Origin of the sequence: Janthinobacterium sp. UMAB-56 (genome assembly GCF_900095265.1) — a bacterium.
GTDB lineage: Bacteria > Pseudomonadota > Gammaproteobacteria > Burkholderiales > Burkholderiaceae_D > Janthinobacterium.
Window position 1 is genome coordinate 583,931 of the sequence record NZ_LT607652.1, and the last position, 18,447, is coordinate 602,377.

General features: G+C 62.3%; 12 protein-coding genes. 7 read left to right on the forward strand and 5 right to left on the reverse strand.

The features are described 5' to 3' along the window. Positions 1-12 precede the first annotated feature (12 nt). The 3 genes from K0F85_RS05660 (at position 13) to K0F85_RS05670 (ending at position 4,078) form a co-directional block, all read left to right on the forward strand. Positions 13-1,110 (forward strand): ABC transporter substrate-binding protein, encoded by a 1,098-nt coding sequence (locus tag K0F85_RS05660; RefSeq protein WP_219114919.1) that lies wholly within the window; start codon positions 13-15, stop codon positions 1,108-1,110. Between the two features lie 68 nt (positions 1,111-1,178). Continuing rightward, the gene (locus K0F85_RS05665; RefSeq protein WP_219114920.1) at positions 1,179-2,969 is read left to right on the forward strand and encodes an iron ABC transporter permease; all 1,791 of its coding nucleotides are present in this window, start codon (positions 1,179-1,181) and stop codon (positions 2,967-2,969) included. Between the two features lie 35 nt (positions 2,970-3,004). Continuing rightward, on the forward strand, positions 3,005-4,078 hold the full coding sequence (locus K0F85_RS05670; RefSeq protein ID WP_219114921.1) for an ABC transporter ATP-binding protein: 1,074 nt from the start codon (positions 3,005-3,007) through the stop codon (positions 4,076-4,078). Between the two features lie 48 nt (positions 4,079-4,126). On the opposite strand, the gene K0F85_RS05675 is transcribed toward K0F85_RS05670, so the two are convergent. Genes K0F85_RS05675 through K0F85_RS05685 form a run of 3 tightly spaced genes read right to left on the reverse strand, consistent with a single transcriptional unit; the run spans position 4,127 to position 5,780 of the window. Then, a complete protein-coding gene (locus K0F85_RS05675; protein WP_219114922.1) occupies positions 4,127-4,912 on the reverse strand; it encodes a DUF2145 domain-containing protein in 786 nt (261 codons plus the stop codon). 4 nt (positions 4,913-4,916) lie between these two features. After that, a complete protein-coding gene (locus K0F85_RS05680; RefSeq protein ID WP_219114923.1) occupies positions 4,917-5,333 on the reverse strand; it encodes a hypothetical protein in 417 nt (138 codons plus the stop codon). Positions 5,334-5,357: 24 nt separating this feature from the next. After that, on the reverse strand, positions 5,358-5,780 hold the full coding sequence (locus K0F85_RS05685; protein WP_219114924.1) for a hypothetical protein: 423 nt from the start codon (positions 5,778-5,780) through the stop codon (positions 5,358-5,360). Positions 5,781-5,940: 160 nt separating this feature from the next. Here K0F85_RS05685 and K0F85_RS05690 point away from each other — a divergent pair, with 160 nt between their 5' ends. After that, the gene (locus K0F85_RS05690) at positions 5,941-6,684 is read left to right on the forward strand and encodes a helix-turn-helix transcriptional regulator (protein ID WP_257572546.1); all 744 of its coding nucleotides are present in this window, start codon (positions 5,941-5,943) and stop codon (positions 6,682-6,684) included. Positions 6,685-6,708: 24 nt separating this feature from the next. Here the strand turns inward: K0F85_RS05690 and K0F85_RS05695 are convergent, their stop codons facing one another. Continuing rightward, positions 6,709-8,163 carry a DUF3999 family protein gene (locus K0F85_RS05695; RefSeq protein WP_219114925.1) on the reverse strand — a complete coding sequence of 485 codons (1,455 nt, stop codon included), beginning with the start codon at positions 8,161-8,163 and terminating at the stop codon, positions 6,709-6,711. Then, on the reverse strand, positions 8,160-11,360 hold the full coding sequence (locus K0F85_RS05700; protein WP_219114926.1) for a DUF2339 domain-containing protein: 3,201 nt from the start codon (positions 11,358-11,360) through the stop codon (positions 8,160-8,162). The genes K0F85_RS05695 and K0F85_RS05700 overlap by 4 nt, the downstream gene beginning before the upstream one ends. Positions 11,361-11,607: 247 nt before the next feature. Between K0F85_RS05700 and K0F85_RS05705 the strand changes: the two genes are divergently transcribed. From K0F85_RS05705 to K0F85_RS05715, 3 genes are all read left to right on the forward strand, one after another. Next, on the forward strand, positions 11,608-13,494 hold the full coding sequence (locus K0F85_RS05705; protein ID WP_219114927.1) for an MFS transporter: 1,887 nt from the start codon (positions 11,608-11,610) through the stop codon (positions 13,492-13,494). A gap of 579 nt (positions 13,495-14,073) precedes the next feature. Continuing rightward, complete coding sequence (locus K0F85_RS05710; RefSeq protein ID WP_219114928.1) at positions 14,074-15,267, forward strand: efflux RND transporter periplasmic adaptor subunit; 1,194 nt, start codon at positions 14,074-14,076, stop codon at positions 15,265-15,267. A 15-nt stretch (positions 15,268-15,282) separates the two neighbouring features. Continuing rightward, positions 15,283-18,447: an efflux RND transporter permease subunit gene (locus tag K0F85_RS05715; RefSeq protein ID WP_219114929.1), complete on the forward strand. Its 3,165-nt coding sequence runs from the start codon at positions 15,283-15,285 to the stop codon at positions 18,445-18,447.

Genomic DNA, 18,447 nt, shown 5'->3' on the forward strand with positions numbered 1-18,447 from the left:
GGAGACAACCCCATGCAAACCAAGACCCTGCTTCAAGTCGCCCTTGCCACCGCGTGTGCCAGCCTGGCCGGCGCCGCTTTCGCGCAAGTGCCGGCCGGCTATCCGGCCGACTACCAGAAGATCATCGACGCGGCCAAAAAAGAAGGCAAGGTGGTGATCTACAGCGCCACCGACAGCAAGGCTGCCGCTCCGCTGATCAAGGATTTCAACGCCCTGTACCCTGGCATCTCGGTCGAATATAACGACATGAATTCCACCGAAGTGTATAACCGCTTCATTTCCGAAGTGGCCGCCGGCGGCAACACGGCCGACGTGATGTGGTCGTCGGCGATGGACTTGCAGATGCGCCTGGCCTCGGATGGCTATGCGCTCAAGTACAAGTCGGTGGAAGCGGCGAAGATACCCGGCTGGGCCATGTGGGATGAACAGGCCTACGGCACCACGTTCGAGCCGGCTGCCATCGTCTACAACAAGCGCCTGCTCGATGCCAAGGAAGTGCCGAAGAATCACGATGAATTCGTCAAGCTGATCGCCACGCCGAAGTTCAAGGACAAGGTCACCACCTACGACATCGAAAAATCGGGCGTGGGTTTCATGTTCATGGCACAGGATGCCAAGGAATACCCGCAATTCCTGGCGCTGGAAAACGCGTTTGGCGCGGCCAAGGTGCGCGTGCAGTCGTCGACGGGCACCATGATGGAGCGCATCTCGTCGGGTGAAAACCTGATCGGCTACAACGTGCTTGGCTCCTACGCCCTGGTGCGCGCCAAGACCGATCCGTCGATCGGCGTGGTACTGCCCAAGGATTACACCTTGATCCTGTCGCGCGTGCAGTTCATCAACAAGAACGCGAAGAACGTCAACGCCAGCAAGCTGTGGCTCGATTACATCCTGTCGCACCGGGGCCAGACCGTCATCGCGAACGGAGCCAAGCTGTTCGCCATCCGCGCCGACGTCACGGGCGAGACGACTTCGGCTGAACTGATCAAGGAAATCGGCGCCTCCAACGTCAAGCCGATACCCGTGCACCCGATCATCCTGCAATTCCTGGGGCCAGCCAAGCGCATGGCCTTCCTCAAACAATGGAAAGAGACAGCCGGCAAGAAATAATGCCGTCTTAGCCGCCCGCAAGCATGGCTTGCGGGCGCACGCCGCACCCTTCATTCATTGGATTCATCATGCAAACTGCTATCTTGCCGCTGCCTGCACGGTCGCGCTCTCCCTTGTCGCGCCTGAACTGGTCGCGCGGCGTGGTCGTGACGGTCACCTTGATCGCCATCTTCCTGCCGCTCTTTCTGATTTTTTACCAGAGCTTTTTGAACGCGCCGTTTTTCATGCCCGTGCGCGAATTCGGCTTTGATTCCTACCGCTTCATCTTCGATGATCCCGATTTCGCCATGGCCTTCAAGAATGGCCTGATGCTGGCCTTCGGCCTGACCGTCATCGCCGTGCCGCTGGGCGGCATGCTGGCCTTCTTGATGGTGCGCACCGATTTGCCGGGACGCGGCTGGGTGGCGCCGATGCTGCTGGTGCCGATCTTTGTCTCGCCGATGGTGATGGGCTTCGGCTACGTCGTCTCGATGGGGCCTGTGGGCTTCTACTCGATCTGGGCCAAGGAGCTGCTCGGCTTCGTCCCCTGGAACATATATTCGTTCACCAGCATCGTCATCATCGCCGGCCTGACGCACGTGCCGCACGTTTACCTGTATGCCTCGTCCGCCCTGAAAAGCCTGGGCTCGGACGTGGAAGAAGCGGCCCGCGTGGCCGGTGCCTCGCCGATCCAGGTGATGCTCAATGTGTCGCTGCCGATGATCATGCCGGCGCTGGCGTATGCGGGCGTGCTGGTGTTTTTCCTTGGCTTTGAAGTGTTCGGCCTGGTGCTGGTGCTCGGTGATCCGGAAGGCCATCTGGTGCTGCCGACCTATCTGTACAAGCTGACCAACAAGCTCGGTACGCCGTCGTACCACCTGATGGCCGCCGTCGCCGTCTGCCTGGTGATGGTGACCATGCCGCTGGTGATGATACAGCGCTGGCTGCTGAAATCGGCCAACAAATATGTGTCGATCAAGGGCAAGGGCGCGCGCAGCAAGGCCATGCCGCTGGGTCGCTGGAAGTGGCTGGCGTTTGCCTTGCTGGCCGGCTGGCTGATCTTCACCATCATCCTGCCGTTGACGGGCATCGTGCTGCGCTCCTTCGTGCAGTACTGGGGCGAGGGCGTGCACCTGGCCGACGTGCTGACCCTGCAGCATTTCCGCGATATCTTCGATCAGCCATCGCTGGTGCGCGGCATCGTCAACACCATCCTGATCGGCGTCGTCGGCGGCGCGCTGGCCGTGGGCTGCTACAGCTTCATCGCGCTGGCCATGCACCGCAAGCAGGACGGCATCACGCGCCTGCTCGATTACAGCGTGCTGGTGCCACGCGCCGTGCCGGGCCTGCTGGCCGGCCTGTCGTTCCTGTGGGTGTTCCTGTTCGTGCCGGCCTGGCTGGACGGCATGCTCAAGGGCATGGACAACGGCGTGGCCCTGTGGCTGAGCGGCCATGTGATCCCCGTGCTGCGTGAAGTGCGCTCGACCATCTTCGCCCTGTGGCTGGCGTATTCGGTGGTGTGGATGGCCTACGGCATGCGCCTCATTTCCACCGCGCTGCTGCAGGTGGGGCCGGAACTGGAAGAGGCGGCGCGCGCCGTCGGCGCAAACCGTGGCCAGGTGACGCGCGACGTCACCCTGCCGCTGATCAAATACGGCTTGCTGGGCGCCTGGCTGATGGTCTTCCTGATCTTCGAGCGCGAATATTCGACGGGCGTGTACCTGCTTTCGCCGGGCACGGAAGTGATTGGCGCCATGCTGGTATCGCTGTGGGCCGGCGGTTCGACCGACCTGGTGGCGGCACTGTCCTTCATCAACATCACCCTGGTGGCCATCGGCCTGGGCATCGCGCTGCGCTTTGGCGTCAAGTTACACAACTGAGTTGCATAACTAAATACAAAAATTGAGACCACATCATGAATGAATTGACCGTCAATGAATTGCACCTGGACTACGGCACCGGCCCTTCCGCCAACCAGATACTGAAGGGTGTCTCGATGCACCTGCAAAAAGGCGAAGTGGTCGCCTTGCTGGGGCCTTCGGGCAGCGGCAAGACCACCTTGCTGCGCGCTGTCGCCGGGCTGGAAAGCCCGAAGGCGGGCAGCATCGAAATCGGTACGCGCAATGTCTTCGACGGCGCGAAGCACTTCGAGATGCCGGCCGAGCATCGCAATCTGGGACTGGTGTTCCAGTCGTACGCGCTGTGGCCGCACAAGACCGTGTTCGACAACGTCGCCTACGGCCTCAAATTGCGCAAGATGGGCAGCACGGAGATCGCCGCGCGCATCAAGGAAGTGCTGACGCAGCTGGGCCTGGGTCACCTGGGCGAGCGCTACCCGCATCAGCTGTCTGGTGGCCAGCAGCAGCGCGTTGCGATCGCCAGGGCGCTGGTGTACAACCCGCCCGTGATCCTGCTCGACGAACCGCTGTCGAACCTGGACGCCAAACTGCGCGAGGAAGCGCGCGCCTTCTTGCGCGAACTGATCGTGCGCCTGGGCCTGTCGGCCCTGATGGTGACGCATGACCAGGGCGAGGCGATGGCCATTTCCGACCGCATCTTGCTGCTCAATAACGGCAAGATCGAGCAGCAGGGCACGCCGCAAAGCATGTATGAAACGCCGGACACCCTGTTTACGGCCGAATTCATGGGCAGCAACAACCGCCTGCCCGGCAAGGTGGTGCAGCGCGAAGGCAGCGCCGTGCGCCTGCTGGTCGATGGCGCTCCCATGCAGGGCGTGGCGCGCGGCGCCAACGTGGGCACGGAAGTGACGACCATGATACGCGTCGAGGAAGTGAAGATCAGCGCCACGCAAGTCGACAACGCCATCGAGCTGCCACTGCTGACCTGCATGTACCTGGGCGACCGCTGGGAGTGCCTGTTCGAGCGCGGCGGCGCAGACAACATCAGCCTGCGTGCGTATTCGCGCCACAAGCTCGAAGCGGGCAAGTACTGGCTGCACATGCCGGCCGACAAGCTCTGGGTGTTTTAACGGTGACGAGGTGGTCAACCTGGCCACCTCGTGCGTGCTGGTGCGTCCTTAATTCCCGCGCACCACGATTTCCTGCACCTTCGGTTCGCGCTGACGCATGAAGCGCACGATGGAGTCGACGGTGACGACGTCGATCTGGCGCGTCATGCGGCGCTCGAACGGGTGATCGTCAAAAGCGATATTGGCACGGAACATGCGCGCGCCCAGCCGCGTGGCGGCGGGGATGCTGAGCGTTTGCGGCGCATAGCTGGCGCTGCGCAGCCAGGATTGCGCTTCGGCGCGCGTTTCGATCTTGCCAGGCTCGTTGCTGGCAGCGGCCAGGGTTTCCAGTACCCACTGGTTCGAATTCTGGTACTTGGTGGAAAACGGGTAGGCCAGCATATTGTAATGCGCCTCATGCAGGCGCTTGGGCGTGTTCGACGTCAGCAGGCGCGCCAGTTGCTGCTGCGTATCCTGGTCGGGAAGCAGGATCAGGGTTTCATACATGAACACATCATCCATGAAAAAATTGCCCAAGCCTTCGTTGTACAGCGACGATTGCGCCGTGCCGCATTCATTGAGTTCATGCACCACCAGCCAGCGCCCTTTCGGGTGGTCGCGCCAGGCCAGCGCCATGTGCGAATAGCGCAGCTTGTACTTCGACAGGTCTTGCCCGGCGCGCGCCAGCAGCGCCACTTGTGCACCCGAGGCATCGAGCGCCTGCAAGGTCTTTTGCGCCAGGTCCATCGATTTGACGAGGGTAGCTGCATCCGTTGGCTTATCCTCGCACGAGCGCCCCGCATGGGCGGCACCGGCCAGGGCCAGGCTGATGAGAATGGCAGTCAGGCGTTTCATGGGTTCACGCTTTCGAATGGTGGAGGATGGCATTGCCGGCCGCGTTCGGCACATAGGCGATAGCCTTGCCTGACAGCACCAGCAGGTGGCCCGTCGAGACGGCCACCACGTTGACGACCGTGCCGGCCGCCAGCGACAGGCCTTGCGTGGCCTTCTGGCTCAGTTTGACGGAGGCCGTGGCCGCCTGCGCGGCACCCTTGGCCGCGCTTTTCAGCACGAGGACGCTGCCGTCGGCCACATCTTCCACCTTGTCGATGACGATTTCACCGGCGGCGGCCAGTACCGACATTGAGCCGACCAGCACGATGGCCGAGGCCATGCTGGCGTTGTCGGAAGCGTTGGTGGTGTCGGAGTTGGCGGCCTGGGCCAATGGCGCCATGCTGGCGGCGCACAGCAGGGCAATCGCAAATACGTGTTTCATGGGATTTCCGTTCTTCATTGGTACTTACACTTTGGAGTGGTGCAGCAGCGCCTTGCCCAGCTCGTTCGGGATGAAGGCGATGGCCTTGCCCGACATGACCAGCATGTGACCGGTCGACAGCGCCACCACATTGACTACGCTGCCGGCCGCCAGCGACAGGCCCTTGGCCGCTTGCGCGCTCATCTGGATGGACGCGCCACCCGCTTCGGAGGCGCCCTTGAGCACGATGACGATGCCTTCGCCCACCGTTTCCACGCTGGCGACGACCACCTGGCCGGAGGCGACCAGCATCGACAGCGAACCGCCGACGACGACGGCGGACCCGTCGCTGAGGTTTTGCGAGCCTTTTGACAGGTTTTCCGACGCGGCGGCGTGGACCAGACCGGGCGCGGCCACCGAGAGCGTCAACAGCGACAAGGACAGGCAGAGGGGCAGCAGGCGTTTCATGTGTTTCTCCTTCAAGTGTGCCAAGTGGCAACGCCATCATTGTAGACTGTGGGCAATTGGTCAATGAAAACGCTACTCGTAGCGGGCAGGCAGACTACAGGTAGCGTATTGCGCTACTTTTTTGCTGCCAGAACCGATGTTATTTTTATAAAGGAAGTGCATGCCGCAAACCCACGCCTTGATCGCAGCCTTGAAACGCCTGTTGAAAGCGCGCGCCGTCACCTATGCCGAGCTGGCCCAGCGCATCGGCGTGTCCGAAGCCAGCGTCAAGCGGATGTTTTCGCAGAAGCAATTTACGCTGCAGCGGCTGGACCAGATCCTGGTGGCCATCGGCAGCGATTTTCAGCAACTGGCGCTGGCTGTGCAGTCCGCCCAGGCCACGCCGACCCTGATCACGGGGCTGACGTATGCGCAGGAAAAGGAAATCATCGAGGACACGCGGCTGTTCGTGGTGGCAGTGTCCGCCCTGAACTTGCTGCCGCTGGAACAGATCGTCGCCATCTACGACATCAGCGAGGCGCAAGCCGTGAAATACCTGCTGCGCCTCGACAAGATCGGCTTTCTGGAACTGCTGCCGAATAACCGGGTCAAACTGCTGGTGGCGCGCACGTTTGCTTGGATACCGAATGGTCCCATCCACACGTATTTCAAACAGGAAGCCTATGGTGATTATTTGAATTCGCAGTTCGACGGCGAGACGGAATTGCTGCGCCTGGTGAACGTGATGCTGTCGAAGAAATCCACGGCAGCTCTGCTGGAACGCCTTCAGCAAGTGGCGGTGGAATTCTCGCAGCAACATCAGGAGGACGCGCGCCTGCCTGGCGACGAGCGCCTGGCCATCAGCTTCATGCTGGCGGCGCGTCCCTGGATGCCGCAGACGTTCAAGGCGCTGCTAAGGCAGTGAGGCAGCGATATCGCGGCCAGGCGGCTAGTGTTCCTGCTTGTCGGTACTGCCTTGTTCCTCTTTCATCTGCGACAGCAAACGCCAGGCGAAAAAGCCCAGCACGGCCACGCCCAGCAGAAGCGCGGCCCACAGTACGGCCAGGCGCAAGCCTGCGCCGTGTGGCGTCTTCTCGACAGGAACGTCGCTGGTCAGTGCCACAAGCTTGGCTGCCGTGGCGGCAGGCAGCGCCAGCAATTCCTCTGGCGTGAAACCGGGCGCGACCTGCGCCAGCGGCAGTGCTGCCGGCGTCGCGCCATTCCTGCCGAAGACCAGTTGATACGGCCCCTTGCCGCTGACCAGGAATACCAGGCTGGCTGGCGTCCACCCTAGGCGCAAGACTGAGTCGCGGTGCGGATTTGTCCCGCTGTGATATTGCGGTCGCAGCACCCATTGCGCCGTTTGCACGACGGGCATGGACAGGTCGCCGGAAACGCGTTCCCTGCCATCCATGCTGATGCGGTAGAAGGTCGTGTTGAGCAGTGGTTCGAACTCGGCGGCCTGCGTGGCGCGCGCTTGCGGGCCCAGGTGCAGACGCCGGCGCGGCGCCGCGCTTGCCGGGCGATACACGCCCAGGGTGACGGGCATGGACGTGTTGCCCTCAGACAGTTGCAAGCCGATGCTGTCTGCAGGAATGGCGATCGGCGTGGCATACAGGCGCTCATCGACGCTCTTGCCCGCCGTCCCTTTCAATGCGATGGTGGCGCGTGGCGCGGCAACGGCGGTGACACTGACCTGCTGCGCGGTGATGCCGGCGAAAGTGATGGGCTCGCCATATTGCCAGCTCAGCCGAGCATAGCGGAAGGCACGTGGCGCAAACTCGATGCGGTCGTTGGCCAGGGTTTGCGTGTCGCTGTTGCGCAGCCAGTTCAGGGTGGTAGTGGCGATCGCATCCCATTGTTTCAGGTCGTCGCTTACTTCCAGCAGCACTTGCGCATTGTAGTTGTCGGTTCCTGGCGGTAAGGTAAAACGCAGGGCGCCGATGCGGCTATCCTTGGCGGGTGGACCCGCATCGAGGATCAGCCCTTGCAAGCCCGGCGCTGCATCGGGTGCACTGCCGCCACGTGCCGTGACCGACAACAGGCGGCCGTCATTGCCGGTGCGGATATCCACGTTGTCCAGTTCGTAGTAGCCGATGTGTCTGCCGGTGACGGAAAAGATACGCATCGCCAGCGTGTCGCGCTGCGTGCGCGATTGCGCGGGCGGGGCCGCCAGGGAGAAGGCCAGCGGTTTGCCAGTACTGTCGAACAGGCGCACGTCGTCCAGGCTGGCCGAGCGCGCATGCAGGTAGACGTCGGTGGGCATGCTTATGCGGCTCAGGCCGGCGCCAGGCTGCGGCGTCAGCGTGATGCTCCAGCGATAGTCCTGCGGCCTGTCCTGGGGCGGCGCTGCCAGCGCGGCGCCTGCCACCAGCAGGCCGAAGCAGATCAATGAAGGGTTCATGCTGCTCCTTGTTGCGGTTCGGCTGGCGCTGGCGCGGCAGCCTTGGGGAAAGGCGCCAGGTAGCCGATCAAGACCATCAGCAAGCCGACACCGACAAAGGAGACGATGCGTTCGATACCGCCCACGTTCGACAAGTCGATCAGGAACAGTTTCAAGACGACCAGCCCCAGCAGCACAGCTCCCAGGCTCCATTGCTGGCGCCACTGCTGGCGGGCCGCGTGGCGCATCAGCAGCAGGGCCGTGATGCTCCACACCAGCGAAAGCAGCGCTTGCACGAACTGCGAGGCCAGCATGGCGTCAAAGGTGTACGGCACGTCCAGATAGTGCGAGACCGTGCGCAGCAGCATCAGGTTGAACCAGCCATACAGGCAGCACCCGGCCACGACAGGCAAGCGCGTTTGCCACAGAGCCGGCAGGGGCATCTGGCCCGCCGGCAGCGAACGGTAGCTGGCGATGGCCAGCAGGACGGCGAAGCCCGTGCTCAAGTCCAGCGGATTGAGCAGTGGTAAATAGGGCAGGGGCGCCATGGCGCCATCGTCGAGAATATTCCACGCGGCGATCAGCAGCAGCGACCACAGCGCGCCCAGCGGTATCAGGGTGCGCTGGTACCACGTGGCAATTGGCGCCACAGGCCAGGCACCTGCGCGGCAGCGGCGGATCAGCCAGGCCAGCGCCAGCATCATGGCCCAGGCCGGCAAGTAGCGGGCCCAGGCGGGGCTAACGCTGTCTTCATGCTGTGCCAGCCAGGCGTTGACGCGCATGGCGCCTACGGGCCACAGCATTAGCCAGGGCGCTGCCGTGCGCAGCGTATGTACCAGGCGCAGCGCACGCACGTCGAGTGGCCAGCCGGCCTGCGGCCAGGCCAGCAGCAGGTATTCACCTGCCGCCAGGGCACTGGCCAGGGCCAGCCAGCTCAAGCCGGTCGGCAGGTAGTCGCGCAGGTACAGCGCCAGCAGCATGTTAGCGCTCCACATAAACAGACCCAGCCAGGCGGCCACGCTGAACCAGCGCAGTGGCGGCCAGTCCAGGCGCCGCGCCAGGATGGCGAACACGGGTGTCGTGACGCACACGGCAATCAGGTACAGCGCCAGCCAGTGTTCGCCCGCGTGCGGCTGCAGCTCCAGCTTGCCGTCGATCAGGTGCAGCAGCCAGCTGGTGAATGGCACGAGGATGGCGGCAAACCACAGCAAGCCGCTCCACACCAGCAGCGGGCGCGCTACCAGAGCCAGCAGCGCGTCGCCGCCGCGCGCGCGCAGCGCAAGGAAACGGGCGCTGGCAAAGGCGGCGGCACCCAGCAGCAGGGCGCTGAGGAAGGAGCCGTCGAACAGGCTGGCCGGGTGCTGATCCCAGGCCCAGTTGGCGCGGCTGAGCATGATCATGCCAGCCAGCACCTGCACGGCGAGCAGCAGAGCGCGCGGCGCATGCCATGGTTCGCGTCGCGCCAGCGCCGCCAGCAAGGCTGCCACTGCCAGTGCGCTGACGGTCAGCAGGTTCAATTGCGTGACGCCATCCGTGCGCAGCAGGATTTCGCTCCAGATGCCGCCCAGCAGCCAGACCGTGGCGGCCGCCAGGAACAGCACGGACAGGCTGCTCATGAATTCCGGATGCAAGTGGCTGGCGTGGCGGCGGAAATTGTAGGCCATCACCAGCGCGGCGGCAGCCAGCAGGGCGCAGCCGAGCCATATATTGGCGTGCAGGGCAGTTGCCGTATCGAGTTCCTGCATGGCGACGAGGAAGGCTATCCAGGCAGCTGCCTGTACCAGCAGGCCGAAGGCCCAGGCCAGGGTCTGGCGCTGGCGCAAGCCGACCCAGACGATGCCCGCGCCTTCCAGCGCCCAGGCGGCGGACGTCCAGCGCCCGTCGAGGGCGAACGGGATGGCCAGGGTGCCAAACACGATGCCCAGCGCGAGGAAGGCTTCGGCCAGCAGGCGGAAGCCAACGCGGCGCCAGAGCGCCACGGCCAGCCCCGTGTAGCACAGGCCGGCAAGCAGCGCCGAAAACGCCAGGCCGAAGTGAAAGTGCCGGACCAGGCCGTATTGCAGGCCCATGGCCGCCAGCGGCGTGCCGAAGACGAGCGTGCCATCCACATAGTGCTTCAGGCGCGGCGCCTGGCGCGCGCAGTAAGCAATGGCGATGCCAATATAGAACAGCACGAACAGGATCAGGAACAGCTGCGTCGACAGATAGTGCTCGGGCGTGTAGCGCAGCAAGCCCCAGGTGGTGGCGACGACGAAGGTGAAGCCAAAGCTCAGCACATTGAGCACGCGCCAGGCGCGCTTCAGGGCGATGGCGAAGACGCCCGCATTGAGCAGTGCGTAATAGCTGAACAGGCCGATATGGTTGCCGCTGCCCGTCGACACGAGCAGGGGCACGGCAAAACCACCGACGATGCCGAAGACGGCCAGCCAGACGGCGTTTTGCAGCACGGCCAGCAAACACGTGAACGCCGTCAGCACGAACAGCACGGCAAACGCCAGGCCGGCCGGGATCAACTCGTACAGGCGGAAGGCGCCGAACGTCACCAGCATCAGTATCGCCAGCGCCGTGCCCTGCAGCGGCAAGCTGATGCCGGGTCGGTTGAGGCGGATGCGCCAGGCCCAGGCCAGCAGGGCGATGTCCGCCAGTGCGATGCCAGCCAGGCGCAGCTCGATGGGCAGCGTCACCTGCGCCGACACATATTTGAGCAGGAAGCTGACGCCGAGAAACAGGATCAGCAAGCCGAGCTTGGCGACCAGGTTGCCGGTAAATAGCCAGTTCTTCGCCTTGGCGAAGAGGCCGTCCGGGCGCGCGATCCAGGTCGGGGTGTTGGGGGCGGCAGGTGCAGGCCTGGCTGTGGGCGATGTTGCCGATGCTGCCGATGGCAAGGGTGCGCAGGTGGGGGCTGGAGCAGCTGGCGCGACCTTTGCCAGTTCGATCGGCTCGACCACAGCCGCTTGCAGCACGGGAGCGGGCGGCGGCGCGGACACCGGCATGGCCACTGGCGCAATGCTATCGGGTACGGCGGGTACGGCGGGCACGGCAGCAGGTGCTTCGGCCTGGCCTTCCAACGCGCGCAGGCGCGCCTGCACGCTGTCGACGTCCTTGCGCAGGCGCGCCGTCAGCAACTCCAGATCGGCCACTTTCCTGCGGTACTGCAGCACCTGCACGAGGGCGGTGATCAGCAAGCCAAATATGATCAGCGATAGTAATCCAGACATGGGGGCAGCTTTCCGGGTAGGGCAGGGCGAAGGCGCCCGATGTTTGCGCACATTACCTTATTATCAAGAAACAGGCGATTTCTGTTGCGTCAAGGCAAGTGCATGGAATGGCGTCAGCAAGGCATGGCCAGCATGACGCGGCCGGCAGTTTTCCGTATTGACGCCAAGCAAGATGACGACATTCAGATTGTCGTGCGCAAGATAGTGCTGTATTTTAGCAATTCCTTCAGCCAGCCCCTCCCATGCCATGAGTCAAAGCAGCCAGTTTTCCTTATTGTCGCAGCGCCGTTTCGGGCCCTTCTTCTGGACCCAGTTCTTTGGCGCCTTCAACGACAATCTGTTCAAGACGGCTCTGATGGTGATCCTCGCCTACGATGCGCTGAGCTGGACCACGCTAGACCCGTCCACCATCACCAACCTGATCCCCGGCCTGTTCATCCTGCCGTATGTCGTGTTCTCGGCCACGGCGGGCCAGTTGGCCGACAAATTCGAAAAGGCGGGCCTGGCGCGTTTCGTCAAATGGATGGAGCTGGCCATCATGGCCGTGGCCGCCGCCGGCTGGATGACGCATACCCTGTGGCTGCTGGTGGCCGCCGTGGTGGGCATGGGCGTGCATTCGACCCTGTTCGGCCCTGTCAAGTATGCGTATCTGCCGCAGCAGCTCAAGCCCGAGGAACTGGTGGGCGGCAATGGCCTGATCGAGATGGGCACTTTTGTCGGTATTTTGCTGGGTGAAATCCTCGGCGCCGTCTTGATCGTGCACAAGCCGCTGGGCGTGGAACTGGTGGCCGGCGCGACCATCGCCGTGGCCGTGTTCGGCCTGCTGGCCAGCTACCGCGTGCCGCGCACACCGGCGCCCGAGCCGGACTTGAAGGTGAGCCTGAATTTTGTCGCCGAATCGTTGCGCAACCTGAACTTTTCGCGCAAGAACCGTCCCGTCTTCCTGGCCATGCTGGGCAATTCCTGGTTCTGGTTTTACGGCGCCCTGATCCTGGCCCAGTTCCCCGTGTATTCGAAGGATTTCCTGCATGGGGACCACAGCGTGTTCGTGCTGCTGCTGACCGTGTTTTCCGTCGGCATCGGTACGGGTTCGCTGCTGTGCGAGCGCCTGTCCGGCCATAAGATCGAGATCGGCCTGGTGCCGTTCGGCTCCATCGGCCTGTCGCTGTTCGGCATCGACCTGTATTTCGCCAGCAATGGGTATGCGAATACGCAAGTGGTCGATGCGCTGGCCTTCGTCAGCCAGGCGGGCGTGCCGCGCATTTTGATCGACATCGTCATGATCGGCGTGTTCGGCGGCTTTTTCATCGTGCCCCTGTTCGCCCTGATCCAGACGCGCTGCGACCCGAAGCACATTTCGCGCACGATTGCCGGCATGAATATCCTGAATGCCCTGTTCATGGTGGCGGCGGCCGGCGTGGCCATCGTGCTGCTGGGCCAAGGCTACACCATACCCCAGCTGTTCCTCGTCACGGCCATTTTGAATGCCCTGGTAGCCGCCTACATCTTTTCGCTGGTGCCGGAATTCCTCATGCGCTTCCTGGCGTGGATACTCATCCAGACGGTGCACCGCGTAAAAGTGGTCGATGGCGACCGCATCCCCACGGAAGGGGCGGCCGTGCTGGTGTGCAATCATGTGAGCTACGTGGACGCCATCGTCATCCTGGCGGCCAGCCCCCGTCCCATCCGTTTCGTCATGGACCACCGCATCTTCAAGATGCCGCTGATGGGCTGGATTTTCCGCACGGCCAAGGCCATCCCCATCGCGCCGGCCAAGGAGAACCCCTTCCTCATGGAAAAAGCCTTCATCGATATCGCGCAAGCCCTGCACGAAGGCGAGCTGGTGTGCATCTTCCCCGAAGGCAAGCTCACGCGTACGGGCCAGATCAGCGAATTCAAGGGCGGTATCGCCAAGATTGTCGAGCGCAGCAAGGTGCCCGTGATTCCGCTGGCGCTGCGCGGCTTGTGGGGGCATCTGCTGAGCCACCGCAATGGCCATTTGTTCGAGCGCGCCTTCAAGGCGGGCTTGCGCTCGCGCCTGTCGCTGGCCGTGGGCATGCCCGTGGCGCCCGAAGCCGCCACGCCGGAGTTGCTGCAGCAAAAAGTGCAGGAATTGCGCGGCAAGTGGAAATGAACGCGATTGTCGCTATTTTTCCCGCGTAGCGGCCCCCGCCGCCGCGCCAGGTGCTGCTCCAGCAGGGCGGCGCTGGCAGCGAAACCCAGCGGTTTCATCCTGTGATGATCGACACCGGCTTGCTGCGTGCGTGAGCGCGCCCTCGGCCTGAGTTGCAATGCCGGCGGGGCCTTGCCCGTGCCGGAGACGCTTTTGAGCAGGTCCAGGCGCTATGTCTTTTTGATACCATTGGTAAATATTCATGGCGATCGGACGTCCGCTTGCAATACCGTGTTGCGTGCATGATCACGGCTTCAGCAAAAAACGCATTACCCTGCTACAGTCATCATTCAATCTGCCTTTCCCGCATTGCCGTTTTGCCGCCGCCCGCCAGCTTGCTGTTTGATTTGGCTGACGTGCCGACACTGTCGCTGCCTTCATAGTATTGTCTCATTGATAATTTAATTTGCTTGATAGTTGCTGTGTTTCAATTGTAACGATGCTTGACGATTTTAGAATGATCGTTCATTCTTTGATCTGCGTTAATAAATTTAGTCATTTCTAACGACACTAGCCAGCTTCTTTTTCAGAAAGTCCAAGATGCAACCAACATTTTCCTTGACGTCGCCGCGTACGAGCGGCGCTATTGCCGTTCTGTGCGCCACTGTAATCATGGCCGGCTGCAGTAAAAAACAGGAAGCACCTCACGCGCAGCAAGCGCCACAGGTGGTCGTGTTTACTGTTAATCCGGCCGCGTTGCCGATGAGCGCCGAATTGCCCGGCCGTACGAATGCCTACCAGGTCGCCGATGTGCGTCCGCAAGTCGGTGGCTTGATCCAGAAGCGCCTGTTCGTCGAGGGTAGCGAAGTGAAAGCGGGCACGGCCCTGTACCAGATCGATCCTGCCACGTATCAGGCTGCCTATAATTCGGCCAAGGCCGCGTTGTCGAAAGCCAAGGCCAACTTGCTGACGGCCGGTCCGAAAGCGTCGCGCTACAAGGAGCTCGTGGCCATCGAAGGCGTGAGCCGCCAGGAATACGATGATGCCGTCGCTGCGTTCGAGCAAACCAAGGCAGACGTCGAATCCGCTACCGCAGCACTGGAATCGGCGAACATCAACCTGAAATACAGCACCGTGACGGCACCGATCAGCGGCCGTACCAGCCGCTCGAGCGTGACGGCCGGCGCGCTGGTCACGGCGGGCCAGGCCGAAGCGCTGACGACGGTACAGCAACTCGACCCGATCTATGTCGACGTAACCCAGTCGAGCACGGATTTGCTGCGCCTGAAACGCCAGATGGCCGACGGTTCGCTGAAAAAAGTGGGCGAAGGCCAGGCCAAGGTCGACCTGATCTTGCCGGATGGCAGCAAGTACAGCGAACCGGGCAAGCTGCAGTTTTCCGGCGTGACGGTCGATCCGACCACCGGTAACGTGGTCTTGCGCGCGCTGTTCCCGAACCCGAAAGGCGAATTGCTGCCAGGCATGTACGTACGTGCCCAACTGGAAACGGGCGTCGATGAAAAAGCCATCACCGTGCCGCAAGTGGGCGTGACGCGCAACCAGAAGGGCCAGGCAACCGCCTTGATCCTGAACAAGGAAAACAAGGTCGAGCAACGCGTGCTGACCACCAGCGGGACCGTCGGCACTGACTGGCTGGTGACGTCCGGCCTGGCCGCAGGCGATCGCGTGATCGTGGAAGGCTTGCAAAAAGTCAAGCCAGGCGCGCCAGCCGTTGCCGTGCCGGCCAAGGCCGCTGCCGCCTCTGCCGCAGCATCGGCTGCCAGCGCCCACTAATTCAGGAGAATATTAATGGCCCGTTTTTTCATTGACCGCCCGATTTTTGCCTGGGTGGTCGCGATCGTCATCATGCTTGCCGGCGTGATTTCGATCCTCAGCCTGCCGATCGCGCAGTACCCGAGCATTGCTCCGCCGTCGATTTCGATCAGCGGCTCCTACCCTGGTGCCTCCGCCAAGACCGTGGAAGACGCCGTGACCCAGGTCATCGAACAAAAGATGAAGGGTATCGACGGCTTGCGCTACATGGCCTCGTCGAGCGATGCCACTGGCGGCATCAGCATCACCTTGACGTTTACCAGCGGCACCAATCCTGATATTGCCCAAGTGCAGGTACAGAACAAGCTGCAGCTGGCCACGCCGTTGCTGCCGACGGCTGTCACGCAACAGGGTCTGGTCGTGTCGAAAGCGACGAAGAACTTCCTGATGGTGTTTGGCTTCATTTCCGAAAACGGCAAGATGGACCAGACCGACTTGAGCGACTATGTGGCCGCCAACGTCGTCGATCCGCTCAGCCGCGTGCCCGGTGTGGGCGATGTGACACTGTTCGGTTCGCAGTACGCGATGCGTATCTGGCTCAATCCGGCCAAGCTGCAAAGTTTTAACCTGACCCCGGCGGACGTGATCACGGCCGTGCAGGCGCAGAATGCGGAAGTGTCGGCCGGTGAACTGGGCGGCACGCCGTCCGTCAAGGGCCAGCAGCTGAACGCCACCGTGTCGGCGCAAAGCCGCTTGCAAACGGTGGAGCAGTTCGGTGCCATCTTGCTGAAAACCACTACCGACGGCGCCATGGTGTACCTGAAGGACGTGGCCAGCATGGAACTGGGCCGCGAGAACTACAATACCGTGGCCCGCTATAACGGCCATGCGGCAACCGGCGTGGCGATCAAGCTGGCGACGGGCGCCAACGCGCTCGATACGGCCAATGCGGCGAAAGCCATGTTGGGCAAGCTGAGCAAGCAATTCCCTGAAGGCATGAGCTACCAGGTGGCGTTCGACACGACTCCGTTCGTGAAACTGTCGATCGAAGAAGTGGTCAAAACGTTGGTCGAAGCGGTCATCCTGGTATTCCTGGTGATGTATCTGTTCCTGCAGAACTTCCGCGCCACCCTGATCCCGACCATGGCCGTGCCGGTCGTGTTGCTCGGTACCTTCGGCATCCTGAATGCGTTCGGCTATTCGATCAACACCTTGACCATGTTCGCCATGGTGCTGGCCATCGGTCTGCTGGTCGATGACGCCATCGTGGTGGTGGAAAACGTCGAGCGCGTGATGAGCGAAGAGGGCTTGTCGCCGCTGGAAGCGACGCGCAAGTCGATGACGCAGATCACGGGCGCGCTGGTTGGTATCGCCATGGTGCTGTCGGCCGTGTTCGTGCCGATGGCCTTCTTCGGCGGTTCGACGGGCGTGATTTACCGCCAGTTCTCGATCACGATCGTCTCATCGATGGTGCTGTCCGTCATCGTCGCGCTGGTGTTTACGCCGGCCTTGTGCGCCACCTTGCTGAAGCCGGTCGAAAAAGGCCATCACGCGACGAACAAGGGTTTCTTCGGCTGGTTCAACCGCAGCTTCGATAGCAGCAGCAACAAATACCAGGGCCTGGTCGGCAGCATGATCCGCCACCGCGCCCGCTCGATGCTGTTGTATGTCATCTTGCTGGCCGGCCTGGTATTCGTCTTCATGCGCCTGCCGACCTCTTTCCTGCCGGAAGAAGACCAGGGCATCCTGTTTACGCAGATTCAATTGCCGACGGGCGCCACGCAAGAGCGCACCCTGAAAGTGATCGAGCAGGTCGAAGACCACTTCATGAACGCCGAGAAAGACAACGTCGCTTCCGTGTTTGCCGTCGCCGGTTTCAGCTTCGGCGGTAACGGCCAGAACACGGGTATTGCCTTCGTGCGCCTGAAAGACTGGTCGCTGCGCAAGGACGTGGCGCAAAAAGCGCCGGCCGTGGCCGGTCGCGCCATGGGCAAGCTGTTGCAGATTAAGGATGCGATGGTGTTTACGTTTGCACCGCCTGCCGTGCTGGAACTGGGTAACGCCACCGGTTTCGACATGCAGTTGCAGGATATCGGCGGTGTCGGCCACGACGCCCTGATGGCGGCGCGCAACCAGTTGCTGGGCATGGCGTCGCAGAATCCGGCCATGGTCGGCGTGCGCCCGAATGGCCAGGAAGATACGCCGCAGTACAAGATCGACATCGACCAGCAGAAAGCCACTGCGCTGGGCTTGCAGATCTCGGAAATCAACCGCGTGCTGAGCGTTGGCTGGGGTAGTTCGTATGTGAACGACTTCCTCGACCGCGGTCGCGTCAAGAAAGTGTTCATCCAGGGCGATGCCAGTTCGCGCATGCTGCCGGAAGACTTGAACAAATGGTACGTGCGCAATACCGCTGGCCAGATGGTGCCGTTCTCGGCCTTCGCCACCGGCAAGTGGATTTACGCCTCGCCACGCCTGGAGCGCTACAACGGCTTGCCGTCGGTAGAGATCCTGGGTACGCCGGCGCCGGGCCAAAGCACGGGCGCCGCCATGAACGCGATGGAAGAGATGGTTGCCAAACTACCGCCTGGCATCGGCTTTAGCTGGACCGGCGTGTCGCTGGAGGAGCGCGAATCCGGTTCGCAGACGCCGCAGCTGTATGCGCTGTCGCTGCTGATCGTGTTCCTGTGCCTGGCTGCGTTGTATGAAAGCTGGTCGATTCCGTTCTCCGTGCTGCTGGTGGTACCGCTGGGCGTGATCGGCGCCGTGCTCGGTACGTGGATGTTCGGCCTGTCGAATGACGTGTACTTCCAGGTGGGCTTGCTCACGGTGGTGGGCCTGTCGGCGAAGAATGCGATTCTGATCGTCGAGTTTGCCAAGGAAATGCAGGAATCAGGCATGTCGCTGCTGGACGCGACCTTGCACGCGGTGCGTCTGCGTCTGCGTCCGATCCTGATGACCTCGATTGCCTTCGGCCTGGGCGTGTTGCCACTGGCTATCTCCAGCGGCGCCGGTTCCGGCAGCCAGAACGCCATCGGTATCGGCGTGCTGGGCGGTATGTTGACGGCCACGTTCCTCGGTATCTTCTTCGTGCCGGTGTTCTTCGTGCTGGTGCGCGGCTTCTTCTCGAAGTCGGACGCGCCAACTACGCCGGCGACGCCTGGCTCGCCAGCCGTCACGCTTTCTAAGGATGCGCATTAA

Excerpts from the sequence above, each read along its gene's own strand:
- K0F85_RS05660 (WP_219114919.1), top strand. The coding sequence starts at position 13 with ATGCAAACCAAGACCCTGCTTCAAGTCGCCCTTGCCACCGCGTGTGCC.
- K0F85_RS05665 (WP_219114920.1), top strand. The coding sequence starts at position 1,179 with ATGCAAACTGCTATCTTGCCGCTGCCTGCACGGTCGCGCTCTCCCTTG.
- K0F85_RS05670 (WP_219114921.1), top strand. The coding sequence starts at position 3,005 with ATGAATGAATTGACCGTCAATGAATTGCACCTGGACTACGGCACCGGC.
- K0F85_RS05675 (WP_219114922.1), bottom strand. The coding sequence starts at position 4,912 with ATGAAACGCCTGACTGCCATTCTCATCAGCCTGGCCCTGGCCGGTGCC.
- K0F85_RS05680 (WP_219114923.1), bottom strand. The coding sequence starts at position 5,333 with ATGAAACACGTATTTGCGATTGCCCTGCTGTGCGCCGCCAGCATGGCG.
- K0F85_RS05685 (WP_219114924.1), bottom strand. The coding sequence starts at position 5,780 with ATGAAACGCCTGCTGCCCCTCTGCCTGTCCTTGTCGCTGTTGACGCTC.
- K0F85_RS05690 (WP_257572546.1), top strand. The coding sequence starts at position 5,941 with ATGCCGCAAACCCACGCCTTGATCGCAGCCTTGAAACGCCTGTTGAAA.
- K0F85_RS05695 (WP_219114925.1), bottom strand. The coding sequence starts at position 8,163 with ATGAACCCTTCATTGATCTGCTTCGGCCTGCTGGTGGCAGGCGCCGCG.
- K0F85_RS05700 (WP_219114926.1), bottom strand. The coding sequence starts at position 11,360 with ATGTCTGGATTACTATCGCTGATCATATTTGGCTTGCTGATCACCGCC.
- K0F85_RS05705 (WP_219114927.1), top strand. The coding sequence starts at position 11,608 with ATGAGTCAAAGCAGCCAGTTTTCCTTATTGTCGCAGCGCCGTTTCGGG.
- K0F85_RS05710 (WP_219114928.1), top strand. The coding sequence starts at position 14,074 with ATGCAACCAACATTTTCCTTGACGTCGCCGCGTACGAGCGGCGCTATT.
- K0F85_RS05715 (WP_219114929.1), top strand. The coding sequence starts at position 15,283 with ATGGCCCGTTTTTTCATTGACCGCCCGATTTTTGCCTGGGTGGTCGCG.